This is a genomic window from Alkalicella caledoniensis (assembly GCF_014467015.1).
GTDB classification, from domain to species: domain Bacteria; phylum Bacillota; class Proteinivoracia; order Proteinivoracales; family Proteinivoracaceae; genus Alkalicella; species Alkalicella caledoniensis.
Window position 1 is genome coordinate 3,392,997 of record NZ_CP058559.1, and the last position, 22,031, is coordinate 3,415,027.

A 22,031-nucleotide genomic window follows, 5' to 3' on the forward strand; every position below is an offset into this window, starting at 1 on the left:
AACCTAAGGAGTAATTTCCTTAGGTTCTTTATTTAAAAATTGCTTTATAAGTAAGTATATTCCACTTCCTAATACAACTAACCAGAAGGTGAAGAATCTTGTTATCATCGATACACCTAGGGCTATATCCAAGGGTACCTTGTTTAGTGTCAGTAGCATGGCCATGGTTCCTTCATATGTTCCTATGCTTCCAGGTGTCGTGGGTAGCATACTAACCCCGTATGTTATAAATATGATGCCTGATAGTTGAAAGAAGCTTAATTGAACATCAAAGGCCGAAGAAACAATATATAGTTTTAACGGATATCCTAGCCAGACTATTAAATTATTTACTAATAACTGGTAGAATAACTTATTATCCTGTCTTATAAGGTCTAAGTTTTCTTTGACCTTTTTTAAGAATTGAGTAGTTTTAGCTTTATATTTTTTAGGAAATAGGTAATATAGAGTTATTCCCAAAATTAAAAGTATACCTAAAAAAAGGAAACAGCTTTGATAACTAAGTGTAAACTTGAAGTCTAAGCAAATAATGGAAATGAGAAAATATAGAAAGAAGACGCCGGCACTAACCACTTTTTGAGCAATTATAACGGATAATCCCTCATTATACTCCATGGAGAAGTATTGTTTTAGTAATAACAGTTTTACCCCTTCACCCCCTGATTTTACAGCAGGGGTGATGGACTCAGTAAAAGTTCCAATGATATTTAGCTCAACAATTTTTAATAAGTTTACTTTTGTGTGAAATTTTTGTATTATAGATTGCCATTGTAAAGCTATTATAACTATTGATAAACACTGTAACAAAATAAGAAATGCTACTTTCCAGAGGGATAGAGACTTTAAGTGGTTAAGAATATTAAAATCTATTTTTCTAACGGTGTATAAAAACAAAACTATAACTAAAAAGTAGAAAGACCATTTAAAAAACTTTTTCATAATAGAATTTTCCCGCAATCAAAACAGATAACTTTATCGAAGGTTAGCTGTTTTATGTTTTTCAAGGTATACTCCTTCACAGGTAATTCATCTAAAGATGTATAAACACTGTTAAACGATTTTTTGGGTATTCGCATTATGATTTTGGTATGACCACAAGATTGCTTCTTTATGTTTTTTAAGATAATTGTTTTAGGTTCCGCTTGCAAGGGTATAAATACAGCTGTATAAGGTGATGTATTCAAATCTTCAGCTTTACTATGGTCTAAGGTTATGTTAGTGATTCCTAATTTTGTGATTAATTTTTTTGCCAGTTTTGTTGAACACAAATCTCGATCAATAACAGTAATATGCTTAACAAACTTAGATAATATAATAGCACTATATGGTATTGCTCCACCACCAACAAAAAGCAAATGGTCTTGGGTATCTAAGTTAGCTAGCTTTGCCTCGTCCAAAACTGCACTTTTATAAAAACCGCAATATAGTTGACATAGTGCTGGTATCTTTACTATCAACTTTTCGAAAAAGTTGGTTGATTTGTGAATACCGCTTACAGACATTATATTATACCTATTAAACTTAGAAGATTGGCAAAGTGGTTTACTAAGCCTCCCAGTAAAAATGCTACTGAAGTAGTTAACAAGGCTATAAATAGTGCGAATTTAAACTTAAACTCCTGGGCTAGAACACCAAAAACTGCTATGCAAGGCATGTAGAACATAGCAACAGTTGCACCTACCATCAACTGAACTGTGGAAAGTCCCATTTCCATCATAGGTAGTACAGCCAACTCCCGTCTTATAATACCTAGTATAAGCAGTAAGCTAGCCTCTTTAGGAAGCCCTAACCATGTTACAACAAGGGGTTGCATAACATCCCCTAAACGATTAAGAAGACCGAACTCAAATACAACAGCTGCAAATAATATGGCTAAAATCATAGGTAGTTCAGCTTCTACAATAAAGTTCTTAATCCTAATCCAAACTTTTCGGACCAAAGTTTTTCCGTTTGGCTTTAAAAGATTAGGGACTTCCAATATTATAGGGTCAATCTTACCTGGTATAATTCTAGTTAGAATGTTACCTGTTATAAACATCACAATAAATGATAAAAGGATCATAAATATGACTAAGAAGAATGAATGGTTACCAAGTAGAGAAATAAATGCACCTGTCTGTGAAATACATGGGACACTTAATGCAACAATAGTAGCAATTATTTTACGCTCCTTCATGGATGTGGAAGCACGAGTACCTAAAATGGCTGGAACTGCGCACCCGTACCCTAGAAACACAGGGATTAAGTTACCCCCTTGCAGACCCATTTTCTTCATGACCCCATCTACTAATATACCTAAGCGAGGTAGTAGACCGCTATCTTCTAAAAATGATAGTACAATATAAAAAAGGAAAACATAAGGTAGAACTAATGTAATAGGCCATTCAACACCTTTTATCAGTACACCAAACTCTCCAACGAGAACATTTTGAATAATATTTATATCAACTATTGAACCAATTGAATTTTGAATAAAATTTAAACTAAGTATATTTCCAACAATTCGTTCCACAAAGGGGACGAAATAGCCATTAAAAAGTGGGAGTAAAATACCTCCCCTTAAAGCTTTACCACCACCCACAACAAATCCCATGGCCAAAAGTAGTAAACCCATAGTAATTGGTAATCCAGGCCAAGGTTTAACTGTTAGATCATCAAGGGCTTCCATAAAACCTAAGGTATTAGAAGTGTTGGTTTTCTTTTGAACCTTTTTAGTTATATCAGCAGCTATTTGCCATTTATCATCTTTTTGAGAGAATTTAATAACTTCTTGGCTGCTATCTTTCGCTACACTCCAACTTGTGCTTAGTAGCTGGTTTAAACCTTGCCCTAGCACTGCAATTTGAGGTATAACAGGAGCTCCAAGAAGTTCTTCTAATAAATCTACCTTTATACTGATCCCTTTACGGTCTGCCACATCTAGCATGTTAAGTACAAAAACTGTAGGGATTTTATATTCTAATACCTGCAGTGCCAGATTCAAATTTCGTTCTAGATTTGTGGCATCTAAAACAAATATTATGGCATTTGCTCCTTGGTTTAAGAAGTCCTGAGCTATTTTTTCGGCTTCAGATGTAACATCTAGTGAATATGTTCCAGGAACGTCAATTAGGGTAGCAGTTTCACCTTTGAATTTTACTGTACCCATGGTATATGATACAGTGGTACCAGGATAGTTGGCAGCCAATGCATTAAGACCAGTTAATTTTGAAAAAATTACACTTTTACCTACATTTGGGTTGCCCATAAGTAAAAACTTAAATCTACTATCTGGTGATAAAACATGTTGTGTATTGTGACAATCCATTTAACTAACCTCCAGTATTTCAGCTGCTTCAGAGACTTCAATGGTCTCAGCAATATCTTTATCTATGGCTACTTTTCTATCATCAATCTGAATTACCATAGGTCCACCAAAGGGCTGTCTCACTTTACATTCAAAGCACTTGCCACAACGAACACCTAAAGCATTCAACAAGGTATTGTCTGGTGTTGACACAATTACCCCTTTGCGGTTGTTTTTCATACTATATAATGTCATTTAAACACCTCCGAAATTGATAATTATTATCAATTGTAAATAAAAAAATAAATGAAAATTGTTCTCACAAACCTATTGTAAAATGTTGACTATAAAAAGTCAATAGTGAAATAAAAAACTTTTTAAATGTCAAACTTTTATTTTGATGTAATATGTGTATAATAATTATTTATAGATCAAAAACTGAGGAGATGAAGTTAAAATGTTGTTATCAACTTTAGTTGCAGGATTAAAAGGAAAGCTAATTGGAGACAATGATACTAAAGATATTTACATAGAAAATATTTGTTACGATTCTAGAAAAGTGTTAAAAGATAGCCTTTTTGTTTGCATTGAGGGTTACCATAGTGATGGACACCAGTTTGCAATGGATGCAGTAAATAAAGGGGCTTCAGCCTTGATAGTGGAAAAAGAACTTGATGTTCCTTGTGTTCAAATAAAAGCAGATAATTCTAGGGCTGCTTTAGCTTATGTTTCTTCTATTTTTTACAATAAGCCCAGTGATAAACTGAAAATGATTGGTGTAACAGGAACTAATGGTAAAACCACCATAACACATATGCTTAAAAGTATTATTGATAAAAAAGAAGCAACAGGCTTAATTGGCACAGTAGGTATACAAATAGGTGATGATGATTATTTGCCTGTAAATAATACTAGCCCTGAATCATTAGAATTTCAACACACCCTAGATAAAATGGTTAAGGCAGGAATTAATACTGTAGTTTCTGAAGTGTCTTCCCACGGCTTGGAAGAACATAGGGTTGATTATTGTGATTTTGATGTGGCCGTTTTTGCAAACCTTTCTCAGGATCATCTAGATTTTCATAAAAATATGGAAAGTTACTTTAACTCTAAGGCTAAATTATTCAATAAACTGAAAGACAAAAATTCTTGTTCAGTCATCAACATTGATGACCAGTACGGATCGAGATTAGTTAATATAGTCACTAGTAATGTGATTACATACGCACTGGAAGATCGAACAGCCCATGTGGTAGGTGCAATCACTGAAAGGAATAAGCAAGGGACACAGTTTACTGTATCATTTCAAAAACAAAATATAGCCATAAACCTACCCATGACAGGGGATTTCAATGTATCAAATGCTCTAGCTGCTTGTGCAGTTGCCCTAAGTTTGGGTTATGATTTACATAGTATTAAAAGGGGATTGGAAGATTTAAAACAAATACCCGGTAGGTTGGAAAAAATAGATTTAGGGCAGAAATTTAGTATATATATAGACTTTGCCCATACTCCAGATGGTTTAGAAAAAGTTCTCTCTAATCTTAGCAGAATCAAAGAGAACAATTTGATTACTGTTTTTGGCTGTCCTGGCAATAGTGATGTGGAAAAAAGACCTATCATGGCGAAGATAGCCCAGAGGTATTCAGATAAAGTAATTGTAACCATGGATAATCCTAAATACGAGGACCCCGAAGAAATAGTAGCTGATATTGTTAAGGGGTTTGAAAAAAATATATATGAGACCATAACAGACAGAGAAAAGGCTATAATGTTTACATTGGAAAAGGCTAAAGCAAATGACATAGTTTTATTAGCTGGGAAAGGTCATGAAAATTATCAACTTATAAAGGGTGAAAAAATACCATATAGCGATAAAGAAGTAGTCTATAAATTTTTCGCCAAAGGTTGGAAATCTGAGGTGGCATCAGAATAAAAATAGGATTTAGGAGTACATCACTCCTAAATCCTATTTTTTAATTAATTTTATTGTATTAGACAATTCACTTTTGCTAAATGTTGTGGATAATAATATGGCTAATATAAAGAATACTGAGGTTAGGAGAATATTCATAATTGTTGTCGGAACACTGAAACTGTACACATTTAAAAAAGTTGTAGCTAATTTGTAGGCTGTCAGCAGAGCGATGCCTGGTTTAATAAGCCAGTTTACCACATCAATTTTTATATGTATTATCGTACGTATTGTGGACAGATCTATGATGAAAGCAAGTATGTTTACAATTATAAAAGTGTATGCTGCACCAATAATTCCGAACCTTGACACTAGAATCAAAAGACTTACTAAGTTAGCCACGGTGAAAATCACAAGATTCCTTAAAGCGAGGGAAGGTCTACCTAACCCCTGTAAGATAGCAGTAAAAATCTGTTGAGGGTATAAAAACAGAGCGCTATAAGCTAGGACCGAAACCATATATCCAGCACTTTTGTAACCAAATATCATGAAAGGTAGTTGATCACTGTAAATTTTTAATATTAAAGTTATGTAAAAACCTAGTACTATGGTAAACTTGGTGGCCAGATTTATTCTTTGCTTTACTAGAGCATTATTACCCACGGCCATGGCCTCCGAAACACCAGGTAAAAGACTCAAGGCAATTGGAAATGTAAAGACAGTGGGGAAGAATAGAAGGGGCATAGCCATACCAGAAAAATAACCTAAAGACTCAACAGCAAACTCCTTTGTAAAACCAGCAATCATCATAGCCCTTGGGATAATAAGTGTTGATAATGAATAGTTAACTGTTGAGACTAAACTGCCAAAGCCAATGGGAAGGGCTATTAATAATAACGACTTCAACAACATAGGACTACTGATGGTTTTTGTGTAACTACTATGAACCCTTGATTTCCTTTTAGATAATATGAAAAATGATATTAGTACAACTAATCCTGTAAATTCTGCAACTCCCATACCTAAAATTGCCCCAGATGTTGCCGCAACAACACCCTTTTGTAGAAGGGGTATAACAACAATATATATTGATAGAATCCTGATAATTTGCTCAAGTATTTGTGAGGTTGCAGTGGGTAACATGTTTTTTTGCCCTTGAAAGTACCCTTGGAAGACTTGTGATATGGCAACGGACATGATAGCTACTATTAGTAATCTAAAAGGTAGTATCAATCTGTTATCGTCATATAGATACTGAGCTAGCTTTGGTGCACTTAAAAAGATAAAAATGCATATGGTAGTCGAAGTTATAAGGACTAGGGTAAGGGCTATATTTAATTTTTTACGGGCATTTTTTGTATCACCCTTTGCTAAAAACTCAGATGTAAATTTAGATATACTTTGTGATAAGCCTGCAGAAGCTAAAGTTAGAGCTGCCATGTAGATAGTAAAGGTCATTTGATACAGTCCTAATCCTTGTGGTCCTATTGTTCTTGATAATAATGTCTGGTAAATAAGGCCTAAGAATCTAGCTAAAAGACTAGCTATCATAAGTAAAAATGTTTGTTTCATCAACGAATTAGCCAAAAAATCTCCTCCTAGTTATATGTATTAAAAAAGGGTTTTCACACTTCTTTGTTGAATTCTATGTTAAATATAATGCAAAGAGGTGTAAAAAAATGCTTAAGATATATGATGTTTTTGGAAATCAGTTGGGGTTGATAGTGGGTGAATATGATAAAGAACTTCTTGTATGGCTAGGAAATCACTCCATAGAATATTTTGATGGCCACTGCGTTGACTTTGCAAAAATTGAACTTAGATGCGCAAAAAAACTACATATAACCAGTGTGGAGCAAAGAAAGATTGAAAAGGAGCTAAAAGTCTGGTGGTCTAAAAAATTCGGGGAAATTGGTTATCAATATCACAGAGCTGTACTGCTATTTAATATAAGTAAAAAGGACTGGACAGGTATAGATTTCTTATCTAAAATCCCCCAAGGTGTTTTCACTTTGATTAACTATAAATATTTGGAGCCTAATAAAAGGGTTTCATATGATAGAAGTGACTTTTCCCCAGAAATTATAAAAGATGGTAAATATTTATCCATGATAATAGAAGATCATCCACATATAGTTACTTATGACAAATTAAAGCCATGGGAAACAATAAAAAAAGACAGTGGAGTATATACTCAACTGTCTCTAAGATGTGGCGAAAAAATTCTCAACAAAAAACTTCCCTATTTTGTACAAGGGAAAAAAGGGGATCAGCTATTACTGGAGATAACTGACCATCTTGTAGTGCCCAAAGTATTTGTTAATGGTATGAAGTATAGCTACATGAAGGGTTAGGGTGTTATTTATAACATATAAACAAAAAACACATGCTAAATAAGTATTAAGTTTGATTTTTTGGAAATATTATTTAGATAATTTAGAAGGAATTTTATAGGAGAGTATCGAAAAGATATAGTAATTTAAGTGGGAGGTGCTAAAAATGGCAGTATTTAAATGTACAAACTGTGGTTTTGAAAAAGAAGGTAGATGTAAACCTAGAAAATGTCCAGAGTGTGAAGGACAATCAACATTTGAGAAAAAAGAGTAACAATAGCGCATCCAAAAATGGGTGCGTTATTTTTTTTGTCAGTGTCAATGTATTTGCAATCATATTCTGCAGCTAAATAGCTAAAAATAGTTTCAAAGGAGGGTTTTTAATGTATGACATAGCCATAATTGGAGCAGGTCCCGCAGGTTTATCAGCGGCAATAAATTGCAAAATTAGGAACAAGAATGTGGTTATTTTTGGTGGGGCCATAGAAAGTACTGATCTGCTTAAGGCATCACATATGGATAACTATTTAGGCTTCCCAGATAGTACAGGAATAGTTCTTCAGGAAAAGTTTTTACAACATGTTGCTAAATTCTCCATTGAGATAAAAAAAGAAAAAATCTTAGCTATTTATGACTATGGTGATCAGTTTCAGTTGACTACTAAGGAAGGTGAATACATTTCAAGGGGTTTGATAATTGCTACAGGTATACCAAAGACTAAGACAGTGGAAGGGGAAAGGGAATTACTAGGAAAAGGTGTAGGATATTGTGCCACATGCGATGGCCCACTTTATAAAGGGAAAATAGTGGCTATTGTAGCAGACACTGAGGAAGGGGAAGAGGAGTGTGAATTTCTATCAGAGCTATGTAGTAAAGTATATTACATACCAAAGTACAAACAAGAGATAGAATTCAAAAGTGATAACATAGAAATCCTTTATGAGAAAGTTGAAAGAGTAATAGGAGAAAAGAAGGTAGAAGCCCTTAAATTAGAAACAAGGACATTAGAACTAGATGGAGTCTTTTTCTTAAAGAAGAATGTTCCTCCTTCCCAGTTGATTACAGATCTTAGGATAGAAAACAAGTTTATTGGAGTCGATCGTAACATGGCAACAAATATAGCTGGTATATTTGCTGCAGGTGACTGTACAGGTAAGCCATTTCAGGTAGCTAAAGCTGTGGGAGAAGGAACAGTGGCAGGTTTAAGTTGTGTGAGTTATATCGATAAATTAAAGAAAAGTAATTAAAAAAAGTGGCTATAAGCCACTTTTTGACGTGAGGAGTTATCTGCGATTTATTGCTTTACCAAGCACAAAAGCTGCTACAGGTATCATGTACATTAACCATGACTTTTTACGCATTTTCTTTTTATGGAACATAATTATCCCTCCTCATTATTATTGTTGCATACGAAGTAGATAACTATGCAGTTCATATAGTACTAAAATTTAGTTAAATAGTTATAAAGTAACTGTGCAGTTGCTACTAGGGACTCAATGTGTGTTCTTTCATAGCTATGGGAATCCAGTACTCCTGGTCCTATTAAACCAGCTCTTATGTTATTTCCAGCCCTTAAGGCTGCACTGGCGTCTGATCCATAATAGGGGAAAATATCAATTTTATAAGGGATACTATTATTTTTGCAAATAGTTTCCAAGTTTTTTCTGATGCCTAGATCGTAAGGTCCACTGGAATCCTTTGCACATATTGAAACATGGAACTCTGTTCCCTGCTGGTTACCTCCCACGACGCCCATATCCACTGCTATAATTTCCGATGTATTTTCTGGTATAAAACTTGATCCATGGCCTACCTCTTCATAGTTACTTATTAAAAAGTGAACTGGATTTTTAGGTAGGATATCCTTCTCTAGTAAGTCTTTTAATACTGAAAGCATGACAGCTACTCCAGCCTTGTCATCAAGATGTCTACTTTTTATAAAACCACTATCAGTAAAAACCACCCTAGGATCAAAGGAAATAAAATCACCTACAGATATTCCCAATTTCTGTACATCCTCTTTACTGGAAACATTTTCATCGATTCTAACCTCAATGGAGTTTTGATCTCGTGGGGATTTGGACGATTCACCACCATAGACATGTACAGAAGTTTTGTTTAAAACGATAGTTCCTGTAAAGTCTTTTTCACCATGTACTATGCAATTTTCTCCTTCTATGCTATGCCAGTCATATCCACCTATCTGAGTGATTTCGAGGCGACCATTTCCTTTAATGGAATTAACCATTGCTCCAAGTGTATCAACGTGTCCTGATACCGTTATAGCATTCTCACTGGTTTGTCCTTTTAGGGTTATTATTAAACCACCCTTATTGTTTTTATTCAAAATTAGGTTAGAGTGACCTGTACTTTGGGCTACTTCCTTTTCGATAAATTTTATTACCTGTTCAGTATTTCCTGTTACTGAAGGAATTTTTAAAAGACTTTCCAAACAACTAAGTAGATACTCCCTTTGATTGAACATAAATACCACCTCCATATTTAAAATTAATACTATCATAAATTGCAATATTTTGAAATATATTCTCTTTCACATGGGGGGAATTGCAGTGGATAAAATTTCAGCATATGTTTAAAAAAAATAAACCTCGTAATTATTAATCGAGGTTTACTAAGATAGAAAAAATCATTTATATTAATACGCTTTTTCTAAATATCTTCAGGTAGATTTTTGATAACTGGTCTAAAAAAACCACGTTGATGACTGTGACTTGCCCTTTGCATCTTTTTATGAAAACTTTGATCAAAGTCGAATAAATGGCCAAACTCAGTGTCCTGGTAAGTGTAATAACCGATATCTTTACACTTAGCTTTAAATCTATTGATTTGTCTTTTGTGAGTCAAAGCTATTCACCTTCCTTTTTTTTAGTTTTGCATAAGTTTAGATCTTTTATTCTTATGGATAGGAGAATAGAAAATCATTGATAGGTAAAAATAAAATTGGTATGTTTAAAGAGGAGGTGTTGTAATGGTTATGTTAGAGACTTTTTTAAGGACTATATTCATTTATGGCGCAGTATTATTTATGATGAGGTTGATGGGTAAAAGGGAGATAGGACAATTATCCTTGTTCGACTTGGTTGTAGCAATTATGATAGCTGAACTAGCAGCTATACCCATGGATGACCTCAGTGTGCCGCTGCATATTGGATTAATACCTATTGCAACACTAGTTGGAGCCGAAATATTGCTATCTTTTATTGCATTAAAAAGTCAACGGGCTCGGGCAATAATTGAGGGTACTCCTAGTATAGTTGTGGAAAATGGTAAATTTTTAAGTGATGAAATGCGAAGGTTAAGATATAGCGTTACAGACTTTATTTCTCAGTTAAGGGAGCAAGGAATTTCAAATATCGAAGACGTGGAGTACGCTATTTTAGAAACAAACGGTAAATTGAGCGTAATTTTGAAATCAGACCGTAGACCTATTATGCCAAACGACTTAGGTATAAAACCAGCATACGAAGGTCTCCCTACTCCATTAATACTAGATGGTCTAGTGCAGCATGAAGGATTAAGTAGAATTAAAAAGGATGAAAAATGGTTAGAGGACGTGATCTTAAAATATGGATATCATATAAACGAAATAATTTTTGCACAGCAAGATAGCAGAGGATCCATATATGTCTGCCCTAAACATGTGAAAAAAAAGTAAGCGCCCTTAGCTAATTGGGCGCTTTTTGGTATGATATTATAGACTAAATCCTGTATTATGAAAAGGGTTAAAGAATTCAAATGAGAACAAGCCACGTTAACTGAAGTGGCGCGCCTACCAGGAATCGAACCTGGGCTCCCGGCTCCGGAAACCGGTGCTCTATCCCCTGAGCTATAGGCGCAAAACTACTTTTTAAAGTATAACACAAATAATATATTTTTCAAGGAGAATAATTTACCTAGCCAATAATTTTGCCCCTATTACCATCAACAATGTTCCCACGATCCTTACTGTATCAACGGGGATACGTTCTAAGGTAAAGATCCCGAAGTGGTCTAGAACTACCGCAGAAACAAGTTGCGCAATTAAAATAATAGAGATTCCAAAAGCTGCTCCTGTTCTAGAAATAGTATAAGCAACCCCTGCAACTATCACAACACCTAATATACCTCCAAGTAAGGAATAGTATGGAACATCCCTTAAAGTACTAATCTTAGGAAAAGTGCCCCAAAAAAATACACAGAGTATACTTACAGCTAGACCTATTACATGAACGACCACTGAAGTTTCAATAACACCAATTTTTTTCCCAAGAGCTGAATTGAAAGTTCCCTGGAATGTCATAGCCATACCACTAAGTGCAGCCATTATTATAGGTAGAAAGTTTTTAATGATATTCAAGAAAATCCTCCTTTCTTAATATTTTACTATTTTAAAGAATAGTTCATTATAGTATTATCTAATTAGTGGTAAAATATTTTTAGGAGGGTGAAATCATGGATAAAATGAAAACAACTGTTAAATGGAAAAATGGAATGAAGTTTGTAGGAGTAAATGAACACAACACTGAAGTATTAATGGATATTGATGACATAACTGGAGTGAGACCTATGCAAATGGCACTTATGTCCATAGGTGGCTGCACTGCAGTGGATGTAATAAGTACCTTAGAGAAGATGAGACAAAATGTAGAGGGTATGGAAATTGAAATAGAGGGTTTAAGAAGAGACGAACATCCCCGTTATTTTGAAGAAATAGTGATTGTTTATAAATTTAAAGGGGACTTAGATGGAGATAAGGTTGAAAGAGCAATAAAACTATCAAAGGATAAATACTGTAGTGTATCAAATATGTTTGAACCAAAAGCTAAGATTAGTTTTAGGTTTGAGATTAATAAATAATTTGACATATATTATTTATTAATCTAATATACTACTATATAGATAGAAAAAGTAGAGAAGGTGGTCTTTTGAAAATATCTGCCAAAGGTGATTATGCATGCAAGGCAGTGTTGGAGTTAGCTATAAATCATCATGAGGGTAAGCCTATCCAAATTGGTGAAATCGCTGAAAAACAAAATATTCCCATTAAGTTTCTTGAGCAAATACTAATACTCCTTAAGCAAGGGGGTATCACAAAAAGTAAGAGAGGTGCAGTAGGGGGCTACTTTCTAGCAAAGGACCCAAAGGATATAACAGTGGCGAATATAATCTCCTTGACAGACGGCCCTTTTGTACATGCTCCATGTATACCTGAAAAAAAAGAATGTGAGAAATCTGATAGTTGTCTTTTTCATCCCCTTTGGAAAGAAGTTGAAGTTAGTATCTCAAACATACTGGGCAGTGTAAATTTTGAAGAGCTTAGTGAAAAAGCAAGACAAACAGAGCAAATAATGTACTACATATAATTAGAAAGGGTGAAAGAGTATGATATATGAAAACATTGCACAATTAATTGGCAAGACACCACTAGTTAGGGTAAGTGAAAATAACTACTTAGCTGAGATTTTAGTTAAATTAGAGTACTTTAATCCAGGGGGAAGTGTTAAAGATCGAATAGCCCAGAATATGGTAGAGTTTTCTGAAAAGGAAGGCCTAGTAAATGAAGGTACTACTATAATCGAGCCAACCAGTGGGAATACAGGAATAGGGCTAGCCCTAGTTTGTGCTTCTAAAGGCTATAAGCTTATCCTTACCATGCCTGATACAATGAGTGTAGAAAGAAGGAAACTTTTAAAGGCTTACGGTGCTGAGCTTGTACTTACCCCTGGAGCAGAAGGTATGAAAGGGGCCATTGCAAAGGCTAGTGAATTAAATGAGCAGGTAGACAACTCAATTGTTTTGCAACAGTTTATGAATAAAGCAAACCCTGATGTACACAGGAAAACTACAGCTGAAGAAATTTTAGCTGATACTAAAGGTGACATTGATATTTTTGTTGCAGGAGTTGGTACTGGCGGTACTGTAACAGGAGTAGGGGAAATCTTAAAAAAACATAACTCAGATATAAAAATTGTTGCTGTGGAGCCTGAAGATTCTCCTGTTTTATCTGGAGGAAACCCTGGACCTCACAAGATTCAAGGGATAGGTGCGGGATTCATTCCAGAAATACTAAATAAAGAGATAGTAGATGAGATTGCTAAGGTACGCAATGAAGAAGCATTTGTGGCCAGTAGAAAACTTGCCAAAGAACACGGAATTTTAGTTGGGATTTCATCTGGTGCTGCTTTCGTTGCTGCAGAAAAATTAGCGGTACTGCCAGAAAATAAGGGGAAAAGAATAGTTGTTATGTTACCTGACAATGGAGAGAGATACCTTTCTACCCCCCTGTATGAAGAGGTTTAGGAGGACTATGTATGAACCCAGTAGCTTTTAACGTAGGTCCCATTCCAATTTATTGGTATGGGATTATTATTGCAAGTGGTATTCTTTTAGGCATGTTTTTTGCAAAGAAGCATGCAAAACTTAAGGGCATTAACCCAGAGTTCATCGATGAATTTGTAATAGTTGTCATACCCTTAGCAATTCTAGGAGCTAGGTTATATTATGTAATTTTTGAGTTAGATAAGTATATGGGTGACCCCAGAAAAATATTTGCAATTTGGGAGGGAGGCCTTGCCATCCATGGAGGAGTCCTCGCAGGTATCATAGTTGCATATATATTTAGTAAGGTTAAAAAGATTAGCTTCTTTGAGTTTACAGACATAGTGGCACCCAGTTTGATACTTGGTCAGGCCATAGGGCGTTGGGGAAACTATGTGAATCAGGAGGCATATGGTAGGGAAACAGACCTGCCTTGGGCGATACTTGTAGACGGAAAATATGTTCATCCAACTTTTTTTTACGAATCAGTTTGGAACCTGATAGTGTTTGGTGCATTAGTATACTTGCTACGTAGAGCAAAATTAAAAGATGGGTCAATTATGGCTTTGTACCTTATAGGATATTCCTTTGGTAGAGTTTTCATTGAAGGATTGAGAACAGATAGCCTAATGCTAGGACCTTTCAGAGTAGCTCAATTAATTAGTGGTGTATTTATTTTAGCTGGAGGATTTTTGCTGTATTATCTAAACAGAAAAAAATTGCAAGAATAATCTATCAAAAGCCTAGCATCTATCTTCTTTAGAGATGCTAGGCTTTAGTTATTAAATATGTTAGATAAGAGTCATTTACGAACCAGCAACATAAAAGAATCTATAATTTTTTCAAATATTGACAAAAATATTACTAGCATATATCATTGAATTAATGAATATACCTATTAGGGGTAGGAGGTAATGAAAATGGGTTGTAACCACGATGTACAAAGTAGATTAAAAAAAATAGAAGGACAGGTTCGTGGCATTCAAAAGATGGTTGAAGATGAGCGATACTGTGTGGACATTTTGACCCAATTAGCGGCAGTACGTGCAGCTGTCAATAAAGTTGGTATCATGGTTTTAGAAGGTCATACAAAGGGCTGTATGTCAGAAGCTCTTTCAAGTGATAATAAAGAAGAAAAAGTAGAAGAACTAATGGGTGTTTTATCTAAATTCTTAAAATAAAAGGAGGTTTTTAATATGGTTGTAATGGAACTAAATGTATCTGGGATGTCATGTGGGCATTGTAAAGCTTCAGTGGAGAAAGCGCTAAAGGAATTGGGAGTAAATGATGTTTCAGTGGAATTAGCAACAGGTGTTGTTAAAGTGTCTTATGAAGACTCCCATATTACTCGTGAAATGATTATAAATACCATAGATGACGCTGGCTACACAGTGCTTTAGGACCTAAATTTTTAGGTCCTTTTTTCAAGGAGGTACAAGTATGGAAATCAACTTTTATATAGCCTTTGGTGCTGGTGTAGTGTCAATCTTATCCCCTTGCATTTTTCCCCTACTACCTAGCCTTTTTGCTCAGATGGTGGCATTTAATCCAAGGGGAAAGAAACTGATTCTTTTTTTCAACACGGTAAGTTTTATTTTGGGTTTTTCCATAATATTCATACTCCTGGGAGGTAGTGCTTCCATACTAGGAAGGGTAATATATAATACATTAGGGGTTCTTAGAAGAATAGGTGGTATGTTTATAGTTTTAATGGGCCTGAATATGGTGGGAATAATAAACCTAAATTTGTTTCCTGTACGGTCAAGAGTTATAAAGAAGCATAATAGCTATGGAGGATCCTTTCTTTTAGGTGTTGTTCTAGCAGGAGGGTGGTTGCCCTGCGTAGGGCCTGTTTTAGCATCGATTTTGGTACTTGGATCCAATAGTGCCACGGTTTATGAGGGAATGTTTTTATTAAGTTTTTACTGCCTGGGATTTTCTCTGCCAATATTTGTATCTATGATGTTCTTTGGTAGCATACTAAATATATCTAAATTAAACAAATACCTTCCTCTAATTCAAAGGATAAGTGGAATTATTCTTATAGTAGTTGGAATTTTAGTTTTTTTTGATTACCTGTCAATAATATCAATATGGTTAGGAGGTATATGGTAGTGAAGTCTAAAAAATTAAGTGTATTTTTGTTAATTATAATAGTAAGCATAACTGGATATTTTTTAGTACAAGACTATATTTTTTCAAAGGATGTAGGCAGTACAGGAGATAACTTGAAAAATAAAAATGTAGAAACTGGTATCAATGTAGGACAATTAGCCCCAAACTTCAAGTTGAACAGTTTATCAGGTGAAAGTTATGAACTCTCAGATTTTAAAGGAAAAATAGTCATGCTAAATTTTTGGAGCATAACCTGTCCTCCATGCATCGAGGAAATGCCCCACATGCAAGAAGTGTATAATGACTATAAAGATAGTGACTTTGAAATTTTGGCTGTAAACTTAGACCGAAATATGAAGGAAGTTGAACTTTATGTGGATCACTTTGATTATGATTTTTTAGTGCTAGAAGGTGATGGTGATATAGAAAGGACTTTCATGGTGAGATTTATACCAAAAACACTATTTATTGATCCTCACGGTATAATATACTATGAACATGTAGGTGCCATGGATTATGAGCAAATAGTGAAAAAAATTAAAGAGATAAGATAGTAAAATAACCATTTATAATCTAAAATATAGAAACCTTTGGAAATACTTAGGTTCTTAAAACTCACCAAATCTCCATTAAAAGCGCTTACATGCGCTTTTTTTGTTCTAAGATCTAAAATATATCAATAAATATATAAAAAAAGCTGAGAAGGGGGTTTTTTTGTGGGTCAACATTTTTTTGCTGTTGTACGTTTAGATAAGAGCAAAATCATACTAGGAGCCATTGTGGCTATATTGGTTATAGCCATAGCTATTTTCTCTATTGTGAAATTATCAGGGGCTTTATTTTCTTCACAGGAGCCAGACTATATTACACTACAATTCGAAAAGATAGTAGATGAAAAAGAGTTTTCTAAGGAGTTACATACCATGTTTCCAAGATACTTTATTGCAGGCGGTGAAAGTTACGACTTATCCATTTTAGAAAATCACGGTATAGAAGCAATGGCTATACCAGAAGCTAACATTAATCATTTTGAGAAAATTGGAGTTTATACAATTAAAGCCAGCGTAGAACAAATTCGTTATTATAAAGATGATAGTATTGTACACATTTATGTGGATACAAACGATTCAGGCTACGAAATGGTGACATTCAGTAAAGAAAAGCTTAAAGAAGGAACAATTACATATCACTTTGTAAACAACCTAGGGGAAACCATAACCATGGAAGAAGACTATATATATTCCACACCGGTGAATTATAGTATTTTAGATGAGGGAGAGAAGTATCTAGCATCTCAAGGGTTAGACCAATTTGTTATGGTAGATAGCGAGGTTAAGCCTGTTATCTCATCAGCGGGCTATGACATTGAGATTTTGGAAAACCTAGAAGATAATCAAATAGGCCTATATGTATTTGGCGCTCAGATATTAACCATACAAAAGCAAGGTGACAACCTGCGAGTTTATTTCAAAGAGTCTGAAGGCTATCAGGCCATAAGCTTTGATACAACTGGCTTAAGGGAAGGGCAAAATTTTGCTAAATTCGTTAGAGATAGCGACTTAAAGGAAGTAGAGACAATTAGTTTTTGGATTAACAGATAATTTAAGTTCAAAAAGAATAAACTGTTCCACATAAGGATATAATAGAATAAATTAAATTATATAAATATTCCAAATTAAAGAAGGGATTTTAAAAAATTTGGAGAATTATTAAAAAAGAATAAAACTTATTTAAGGGAGGCGGTATTTTAATGAATACTGTGGATGCCATCGAATTTATATGTTTGGGTTGTGGTCTACAAGGTATGGTACAACTAGAAGGTAAGTTTGATTGTCCTAAGTGTGGTCAAAGAGTAATAAGTACTCTCAAAGAAAGTGATGCCTCCGGAGTCACCGCATAACAATAGTAGTTTTGGACTTGCAGCCTTTAACAAGGGCTGCTTTTTTTTTAGGTCTTTTGGTTTAAGCCTTAATAATACTTTAGTCTTATTAAGGGGAAAATAACAAAAAAAGTTAATTATTAAGCAGGAATTTAAAGAAAAAGGTAGAAACTATAATTAAGTGGTAATTAGTGGGGGAAAGTGGGGGGTAAAAATGTTTTTAGGTGAATTTCAACATAACCTTGATACTAAAGGCAGAATTATTGTCCCTGCTAAATTTAGAGATGACTTGGGAGAAAAATTTATTTTAACCCGAGGACTTGATAATTGCTTATTCGTATACCCTCACAATGAATGGGCAATAATGGAAGAAAAGCTAAAGAAGCTTCCTCTTACAAAAGCTGACGCCAGAGCCTTTGTTAGGTTTTTCTTTTCTGGGGCTACTGAGTGTGAACTGGACAAACAAGGTCGTATACTAATTCCAGCAAATTTACGTGAATATAGTAAGATAGATAAAGATGCTGTAATAATCGGGGTATCTAACAGGGTTGAAATATGGAGTAAAGAAAACTGGGAAAAATATAGCTTAACTGCTGAAGAATCATTTGAAGAAATTGCAGAAAAAATTGTAGACTTCGATATCTAGGAGGGTATAAAATATGGAATTCGATCACACCACAGTGCTGTTAAAGGAAACAATAGATGGCCTAAACTTAAAAACCAATGGAGTTTATGTGGATTGTACCCTTGGTGGTGGTGGACACACCAAAGAAATTTTTCATAGACTTGATGGCCAGTGTAAAGTCATTGGTATAGATCAGGATCAATATGCACTTGATTACAACAAAAATCAGCTCCAAATTTTTGGAAATAACTTTATACCATATAAATCAAACTTTTCTAATCTGAAAGATGTTCTTGAGGATATAGGAATTGAGAAAGTGGATGGGATAGTTTTTGATCTAGGGGTTTCTTCCCCGCAATTGGATTTAGGTGAAAGAGGCTTTAGCTACAACCACGACGCACCACTGGACATGAGAATGGACAGAGGAAACAATTTAACGGCTATGGAAGTAGTTAACAATTGGAAGGAACAAGAGATTTTCGAAATTATCAGAGACTATGGTGAAGAAAAATGGGCAAAGAGAATAGCTCAGTTTATTGTTGAATATAGGCCAATAAACACTACACTGGAATTGGTTGATGTTATAAAAAAGGCGGTTCCCAAAGGTGCACGCAAAGATGGACCTCATCCAGCTAAAAGAACATTTCAAGCAATAAGAATTGCAGTGAATGATGAACTAGGTGTTCTAAAGACGGGTATACAACAAGGCATAGATTCATTAAAAAATGGTGGAAGAATCAGTGTTATAACATTTCATTCGTTGGAAGATAGGATAGTTAAGAATATATACAAAGAAAATTTTATTCAGTGCATATGTCCTAAGGAATATCCAGTTTGTGTTTGTAATCATGAGAGAAAAGTTAAAATAATAACGAAAAAGCCAATAGAACCTAGTGTAGAAGAACTAGAAGAAAACCCCAGGGCAAGGAGTGCAAAGTTAAGGGTTGCAGAGGGAGTTTGATGTTCTAAAGGTAAGGAGGAATGAATAAGATGGTAGCAGCTAAAAAAGAGAGTATGAATTATCAATTTCAAAGACCAACCATAGCACCCGCACCCAAAGAAACAACTGTTAAGGCAAAAAGGACAGTTTTAAGTCCTGTTATATCTACAGGTCTACTAGTAGCATTCTTAGTGGCGGTAGGAGTCTTCATAATATACAGAGCATCGATAATTACTAGTGCCAATAGTGAATTGTTAGCATTAAAGAATGAGTACACCCAAACTGTTGAAGAACAAAAACATTTGAGGTTAGAAGTGGCAAGATTAAGTGCCTTAACTAGAATAGAACAAATTGCAATCAATGAGATAGGTCTTAAATCACCTAATCCAGAGCAAATGATCTTCGTGGGAAGCGGAAACTAAAATGGGATTAAATGATAATAATACTCGATAAATTGGGGGAGGAAGTATGAAAGAACAGGTATCTAATGTTCATGTGAGAAAAAGGTTGCTTGCAACACTAACCATCTTTACCCTTATCTTTACACTATTGTTTGTTCGTCTGTTTTGGATACAGTTTTTTAAAAGTGAAGAATTCCTGAATAAAGCTCAAGCTCAGTGGACCAGAGACCTTGTAGTAAGGCCTATGAGAGGAGAAATTTTTGATAGAAATATGCAACTATTAGCAGGTAGTGCAACTGCAGAAACCATAGTTGCTATACCATCTGAAGTAAAAAATGCTTTGAAAGATGATCCTGGCTTAGCTGATAAAATCTCTACTGAATTGGCAGTGGTATTAGATATGGACGTTGAAACAGTTAAAGATAGAATCACTAGAGACGCTTCATCAGTATATTTGAAAAGGCGAGTTGAAGATGAAGTTGCTCAAAAGGTTAAGGAATTGAATTTTCCTGGAATAAGAACAACTATTGAAACAAAAAGATTCTACCCAAATGGAAGTTTTGCAAGTCATGTTCTAGGTTTTGCAGGTATTGATGAAGGGCTTGAAGGAATTGAGTTTCAGTATGAAAAAGAACTTAGGGGTAAAACTGGGCAGATTGTCTATGAATCTGACGCAAGGGGAAGAGAGATCGCAGACGGAGTTCAAGAATATAGAGCCCCTGAAGATGGTATGGATATTGTATTGACCATAGATAGCAGGATTCAACATATAGTTGAGAGAGAATTACAAAAAGCAATGCTCACACACGCACCTAAATCTGCAGGAGCAATTGTTGTTGATCCATATACTGGTGAGATATTAGCACTGGCCTCAATGCCAGATTATAATCCGGAAAACTATGGGCTATTCCCCCAAGCAAATTGGAGGAATCCTCTTATATCAAATAGTTTTGAACCAGGTTCCACATTTAAAATCATTACTTACGCAGCAGGTCTAGAAGAAGATATTTTTTCTATAAACGACAGCTATTACTGTAACGGATATTATGAAGTAGCTGGAACTAAACTTGGTTGTTGGAGAAGAGCTAGGGGCGGACATGGGTCCCAGACGTTTATACAAGTAGCTGAGAATTCATGTAACCCTGGCTTCATTGATTTAGGAATGAAACTTGGTAAAGAAAAGCTTTTTGAATACATCCATGGGTTTGGTTTTGGAAGTAGAACAGGCATAGATTTGCCTGGTGAGCAAGTTGGAATTCTTTTTGATATAGATAGCCCTAGATTTAGTTTAGTTGATCTTGGGACCTCATCTTTTGGGCAAGGTAACGCAGTAACGCCTATACAACAAATAATGGGAGTAGCAGCCGTTGTAAACGGTGGTCAACTAATGCAACCTTACATAGCAAAGGAATTTTATGATAAAGACGGAAAGTTGGTTAAAGAAAATACTCCCAGTGTAGTTAGACGGGTAATTTCTGAGCCAACGGCTAATGAATTGATAGAAGTTTTAGAAAGTGTGATAATCAACGGTTCAGGTAGATTCGGGCAGGTTCAAGGATACTCTTCTGGTGGAAAGACTGGTACTGCCCAGAAAATTAATCCTTCTGGTGGAGGATATATGCCAGGGAGCTATATTCTTTCATATGTAGGGTTTGCACCTGTGGAAAACCCCAAGGTAGTAATCTATGTAATGGTTGATGAGCCAAGCCAAGGACCACAGTGGGGGTCACAAGTAGCTGCCCCTATTGCTGGAAGAATATTGACAGATGTACTACAAGTACTGGATGTGCCACCAAACGATGCTGAGATTGAGACTGAACCCCCTGCTATGTCAGTAATACCAAATCTTATAAATCTTACAGTGGAAGAAGCTTTTCCCAGTTTAGAATTAAGTGGATTTAATTTGCAAATAGAAGGTGATGGCGGATATATAGTTGCTCAAACACCAATGGCTGGTATTGAAATGCCAATCACTTCCACAATAGTAGTATACACAAACAAACAACCTAATGGAGAAGCCGACGAAATAACTATGCCGAACCTTAGAGGTAAAACTATAAGGGAAGTAAAGGAACTACTAGGTTTACTGAACTTAAATGTAGAAATAAAGGGTAGTGGTGTGGCAGTTGAACAAAGGCCACAACCTGGGGAAATAGTCAATACAAATACCACAGTAGTAGTGGAGTTTACTCCTCCGGTGCAATAGGGTTGAGGTCTTT

27 protein-coding genes and 1 tRNA gene are annotated in these 22,031 nt (G+C 35.1%); 19 read left to right on the forward strand and 9 right to left on the reverse strand.

Annotation, left to right across the window (positions count from 1 at the left end; all coding sequences use genetic code 11):
* Positions 1-3: 3 nt before the first annotated feature.
* The 4 genes from HYG86_RS16590 to HYG86_RS16605 are packed head-to-tail and all read right to left on the reverse strand — an operon-like array spanning position 4 to position 3,541.
* Complete coding sequence (locus tag HYG86_RS16590; protein WP_213166667.1) at positions 4-939, reverse strand: lysylphosphatidylglycerol synthase transmembrane domain-containing protein; 936 nt, start codon at positions 937-939, stop codon at positions 4-6.
* On the reverse strand, positions 936-1,457 hold the full coding sequence (locus HYG86_RS16595; protein WP_213166668.1) for a class I SAM-dependent methyltransferase: 522 nt from the start codon (positions 1,455-1,457) through the stop codon (positions 936-938). The genes HYG86_RS16590 and HYG86_RS16595 overlap by 4 nt, the downstream gene beginning before the upstream one ends.
* 44 nt (positions 1,458-1,501) lie before the next feature.
* Entirely contained in the window at positions 1,502-3,307 is a 1,806-nt protein-coding gene (locus tag HYG86_RS16600; protein WP_213166669.1) for a ferrous iron transporter B, read from the reverse strand.
* The gene (locus HYG86_RS16605; RefSeq protein ID WP_213166670.1) at positions 3,308-3,541 is read right to left on the reverse strand and encodes a FeoA family protein; all 234 of its coding nucleotides are present in this window, start codon (positions 3,539-3,541) and stop codon (positions 3,308-3,310) included. It abuts the gene before it with no gap.
* A 202-nt stretch (positions 3,542-3,743) separates the two neighbouring features.
* Between HYG86_RS16605 and HYG86_RS16610 the strand changes: the two genes are divergently transcribed.
* The gene (locus HYG86_RS16610; RefSeq protein ID WP_213166671.1) at positions 3,744-5,222 is read left to right on the forward strand and encodes a UDP-N-acetylmuramoyl-L-alanyl-D-glutamate--2,6-diaminopimelate ligase; all 1,479 of its coding nucleotides are present in this window, start codon (positions 3,744-3,746) and stop codon (positions 5,220-5,222) included.
* 33 nt (positions 5,223-5,255) lie between these two features.
* Here the strand turns inward: HYG86_RS16610 and HYG86_RS16615 are convergent, their stop codons facing one another.
* The gene (locus HYG86_RS16615; protein WP_213166672.1) at positions 5,256-6,773 is read right to left on the reverse strand and encodes a putative polysaccharide biosynthesis protein; all 1,518 of its coding nucleotides are present in this window, start codon (positions 6,771-6,773) and stop codon (positions 5,256-5,258) included.
* Positions 6,774-6,880: 107 nt separating this feature from the next.
* Here HYG86_RS16615 and HYG86_RS16620 point away from each other — a divergent pair, with 107 nt between their 5' ends.
* The 3 genes from HYG86_RS16620 (at position 6,881) to HYG86_RS16625 (ending at position 8,781) form a co-directional block, all read left to right on the forward strand.
* Positions 6,881-7,555 carry a hypothetical protein gene (locus HYG86_RS16620; protein ID WP_213166673.1) on the forward strand — a complete coding sequence of 225 codons (675 nt, stop codon included), beginning with the start codon at positions 6,881-6,883 and terminating at the stop codon, positions 7,553-7,555.
* A gap of 145 nt (positions 7,556-7,700) precedes the next feature.
* On the forward strand, positions 7,701-7,808 hold the full coding sequence (locus tag HYG86_RS18405; RefSeq protein WP_343064138.1) for an RCKP-type rubredoxin-like domain-containing protein: 108 nt from the start codon (positions 7,701-7,703) through the stop codon (positions 7,806-7,808).
* Positions 7,809-7,917: 109 nt separating this feature from the next.
* Positions 7,918-8,781, forward strand: a complete 864-nt coding sequence (locus HYG86_RS16625; protein WP_213166674.1) for an NAD(P)/FAD-dependent oxidoreductase — start codon at positions 7,918-7,920, stop codon at positions 8,779-8,781.
* Positions 8,782-8,975: 194 nt separating this feature from the next.
* Here HYG86_RS16625 and HYG86_RS16630 read toward each other — a convergent pair whose 3' ends face one another.
* Entirely contained in the window at positions 8,976-10,019 is a 1,044-nt protein-coding gene (locus HYG86_RS16630; RefSeq protein ID WP_213166675.1) for a M42 family metallopeptidase, read from the reverse strand.
* Between the two features lie 185 nt (positions 10,020-10,204).
* The gene (locus HYG86_RS16635) at positions 10,205-10,399 is read right to left on the reverse strand and encodes a hypothetical protein (protein WP_213166676.1); all 195 of its coding nucleotides are present in this window, start codon (positions 10,397-10,399) and stop codon (positions 10,205-10,207) included.
* A gap of 124 nt (positions 10,400-10,523) precedes the next feature.
* On the opposite strand from HYG86_RS16635, the gene HYG86_RS16640 reads away from it, so the two are divergent.
* Positions 10,524-11,210, forward strand: a complete 687-nt coding sequence (locus tag HYG86_RS16640; protein ID WP_213166677.1) for a DUF421 domain-containing protein — start codon at positions 10,524-10,526, stop codon at positions 11,208-11,210.
* 106 nt (positions 11,211-11,316) lie between these two features.
* Here the strand turns inward: HYG86_RS16640 and HYG86_RS16645 are convergent.
* A tRNA-Arg gene (locus HYG86_RS16645) sits at positions 11,317-11,391 on the reverse strand.
* A 53-nt stretch (positions 11,392-11,444) separates the two neighbouring features.
* On the reverse strand, positions 11,445-11,891 hold the full coding sequence (locus tag HYG86_RS16650; RefSeq protein WP_213166678.1) for a DMT family transporter: 447 nt from the start codon (positions 11,889-11,891) through the stop codon (positions 11,445-11,447).
* 95 nt (positions 11,892-11,986) lie between these two features.
* On the opposite strand from HYG86_RS16650, the gene HYG86_RS16655 reads away from it, so the two are divergent.
* From HYG86_RS16655 to HYG86_RS16720, 14 genes are all read left to right on the forward strand, one after another.
* Complete coding sequence (locus HYG86_RS16655; RefSeq protein ID WP_213166679.1) at positions 11,987-12,391, forward strand: OsmC family protein; 405 nt, start codon at positions 11,987-11,989, stop codon at positions 12,389-12,391.
* A gap of 68 nt (positions 12,392-12,459) precedes the next feature.
* Complete coding sequence (locus HYG86_RS16660) at positions 12,460-12,897, forward strand: RrF2 family transcriptional regulator (protein ID WP_213166680.1); 438 nt, start codon at positions 12,460-12,462, stop codon at positions 12,895-12,897.
* A 19-nt stretch (positions 12,898-12,916) separates the two neighbouring features.
* Positions 12,917-13,834, forward strand: a complete 918-nt coding sequence (cysK, locus tag HYG86_RS16665) for a cysteine synthase A (RefSeq protein ID WP_213166681.1) — start codon at positions 12,917-12,919, stop codon at positions 13,832-13,834.
* Positions 13,835-13,845: 11 nt separating this feature from the next.
* On the forward strand, positions 13,846-14,583 hold the full coding sequence (lgt, locus tag HYG86_RS16670) for a prolipoprotein diacylglyceryl transferase (protein WP_213166682.1): 738 nt from the start codon (positions 13,846-13,848) through the stop codon (positions 14,581-14,583).
* Positions 14,584-14,766: 183 nt separating this feature from the next.
* On the forward strand, positions 14,767-15,033 hold the full coding sequence (locus HYG86_RS16675) for a metal-sensitive transcriptional regulator (protein ID WP_213166683.1): 267 nt from the start codon (positions 14,767-14,769) through the stop codon (positions 15,031-15,033).
* Between the two features lie 15 nt (positions 15,034-15,048).
* A complete protein-coding gene (locus HYG86_RS16680; protein ID WP_213166684.1) occupies positions 15,049-15,252 on the forward strand; it encodes a heavy-metal-associated domain-containing protein in 204 nt (67 codons plus the stop codon).
* A 40-nt stretch (positions 15,253-15,292) separates the two neighbouring features.
* Positions 15,293-15,967, forward strand: a complete 675-nt coding sequence (locus HYG86_RS16685) for a cytochrome c biogenesis CcdA family protein (RefSeq protein WP_213166685.1) — start codon at positions 15,293-15,295, stop codon at positions 15,965-15,967.
* Entirely contained in the window at positions 15,967-16,521 is a 555-nt protein-coding gene (locus HYG86_RS16690) for a TlpA family protein disulfide reductase (RefSeq protein WP_213166686.1), read from the forward strand. Before HYG86_RS16685 ends, HYG86_RS16690 begins: the two co-directional genes overlap by 1 nt.
* A 162-nt stretch (positions 16,522-16,683) precedes the next feature.
* The gene (locus HYG86_RS16695) at positions 16,684-17,568 is read left to right on the forward strand and encodes a hypothetical protein (protein WP_213166687.1); all 885 of its coding nucleotides are present in this window, start codon (positions 16,684-16,686) and stop codon (positions 17,566-17,568) included.
* Positions 17,569-17,717: 149 nt separating this feature from the next.
* Positions 17,718-17,867 carry a hypothetical protein gene (locus tag HYG86_RS16700; RefSeq protein ID WP_213166688.1) on the forward strand — a complete coding sequence of 50 codons (150 nt, stop codon included), beginning with the start codon at positions 17,718-17,720 and terminating at the stop codon, positions 17,865-17,867.
* Between the two features lie 193 nt (positions 17,868-18,060).
* Positions 18,061-18,492 (forward strand): division/cell wall cluster transcriptional repressor MraZ, encoded by a 432-nt coding sequence (gene mraZ / locus HYG86_RS16705; RefSeq protein WP_213166689.1) that lies wholly within the window; start codon positions 18,061-18,063, stop codon positions 18,490-18,492.
* A 13-nt stretch (positions 18,493-18,505) separates the two neighbouring features.
* Positions 18,506-19,432, forward strand: coding sequence for a 16S rRNA (cytosine(1402)-N(4))-methyltransferase RsmH (rsmH, locus tag HYG86_RS16710; RefSeq protein ID WP_213166690.1), 927 nt, complete (start codon positions 18,506-18,508; stop codon positions 19,430-19,432).
* 20 nt (positions 19,433-19,452) lie between these two features.
* Entirely contained in the window at positions 19,453-19,833 is a 381-nt protein-coding gene (gene ftsL, locus HYG86_RS16715; protein WP_213166691.1) for a cell division protein FtsL, read from the forward strand.
* 46 nt (positions 19,834-19,879) lie between these two features.
* Entirely contained in the window at positions 19,880-22,018 is a 2,139-nt protein-coding gene (locus HYG86_RS16720) for a stage V sporulation protein D (protein ID WP_213166692.1), read from the forward strand.
* Positions 22,019-22,031 lie beyond the last annotated feature (13 nt).

Bases quoted from the DNA above. Each gene is read 5' to 3' on its own strand.
- HYG86_RS16590 (WP_213166667.1), bottom strand. From the start codon at position 939: ATGAAAAAGTTTTTTAAATGGTCTTTCTACTTTTTAGTTATAGTTTTG.
- HYG86_RS16600 (WP_213166669.1), bottom strand. From the start codon at position 3,307: ATGGATTGTCACAATACACAACATGTTTTATCACCAGATAGTAGATTT.
- HYG86_RS16605 (WP_213166670.1), bottom strand. From the start codon at position 3,541: ATGACATTATATAGTATGAAAAACAACCGCAAAGGGGTAATTGTGTCA.
- HYG86_RS16610 (WP_213166671.1), top strand. From the start codon at position 3,744: ATGTTGTTATCAACTTTAGTTGCAGGATTAAAAGGAAAGCTAATTGGA.
- HYG86_RS16615 (WP_213166672.1), bottom strand. From the start codon at position 6,773: ATGAAACAAACATTTTTACTTATGATAGCTAGTCTTTTAGCTAGATTC.
- HYG86_RS16620 (WP_213166673.1), top strand. From the start codon at position 6,881: ATGCTTAAGATATATGATGTTTTTGGAAATCAGTTGGGGTTGATAGTG.
- HYG86_RS18405 (WP_343064138.1), top strand. From the start codon at position 7,701: ATGGCAGTATTTAAATGTACAAACTGTGGTTTTGAAAAAGAAGGTAGA.
- HYG86_RS16625 (WP_213166674.1), top strand. From the start codon at position 7,918: ATGTATGACATAGCCATAATTGGAGCAGGTCCCGCAGGTTTATCAGCG.
- HYG86_RS16630 (WP_213166675.1), bottom strand. From the start codon at position 10,019: ATGTTCAATCAAAGGGAGTATCTACTTAGTTGTTTGGAAAGTCTTTTA.
- HYG86_RS16640 (WP_213166677.1), top strand. From the start codon at position 10,524: ATGGTTATGTTAGAGACTTTTTTAAGGACTATATTCATTTATGGCGCA.
- HYG86_RS16655 (WP_213166679.1), top strand. From the start codon at position 11,987: ATGGATAAAATGAAAACAACTGTTAAATGGAAAAATGGAATGAAGTTT.
- cysK (WP_213166681.1), top strand. From the start codon at position 12,917: ATGATATATGAAAACATTGCACAATTAATTGGCAAGACACCACTAGTT.
- lgt (WP_213166682.1), top strand. From the start codon at position 13,846: ATGAACCCAGTAGCTTTTAACGTAGGTCCCATTCCAATTTATTGGTAT.
- HYG86_RS16675 (WP_213166683.1), top strand. From the start codon at position 14,767: ATGAAAATGGGTTGTAACCACGATGTACAAAGTAGATTAAAAAAAATA.
- HYG86_RS16680 (WP_213166684.1), top strand. From the start codon at position 15,049: ATGGTTGTAATGGAACTAAATGTATCTGGGATGTCATGTGGGCATTGT.
- HYG86_RS16685 (WP_213166685.1), top strand. From the start codon at position 15,293: ATGGAAATCAACTTTTATATAGCCTTTGGTGCTGGTGTAGTGTCAATC.
- HYG86_RS16700 (WP_213166688.1), top strand. From the start codon at position 17,718: ATGAATACTGTGGATGCCATCGAATTTATATGTTTGGGTTGTGGTCTA.
- mraZ (WP_213166689.1), top strand. From the start codon at position 18,061: ATGTTTTTAGGTGAATTTCAACATAACCTTGATACTAAAGGCAGAATT.
- rsmH (WP_213166690.1), top strand. From the start codon at position 18,506: ATGGAATTCGATCACACCACAGTGCTGTTAAAGGAAACAATAGATGGC.
- ftsL (WP_213166691.1), top strand. From the start codon at position 19,453: ATGAATAAGATGGTAGCAGCTAAAAAAGAGAGTATGAATTATCAATTT.
- HYG86_RS16720 (WP_213166692.1), top strand. From the start codon at position 19,880: ATGAAAGAACAGGTATCTAATGTTCATGTGAGAAAAAGGTTGCTTGCA.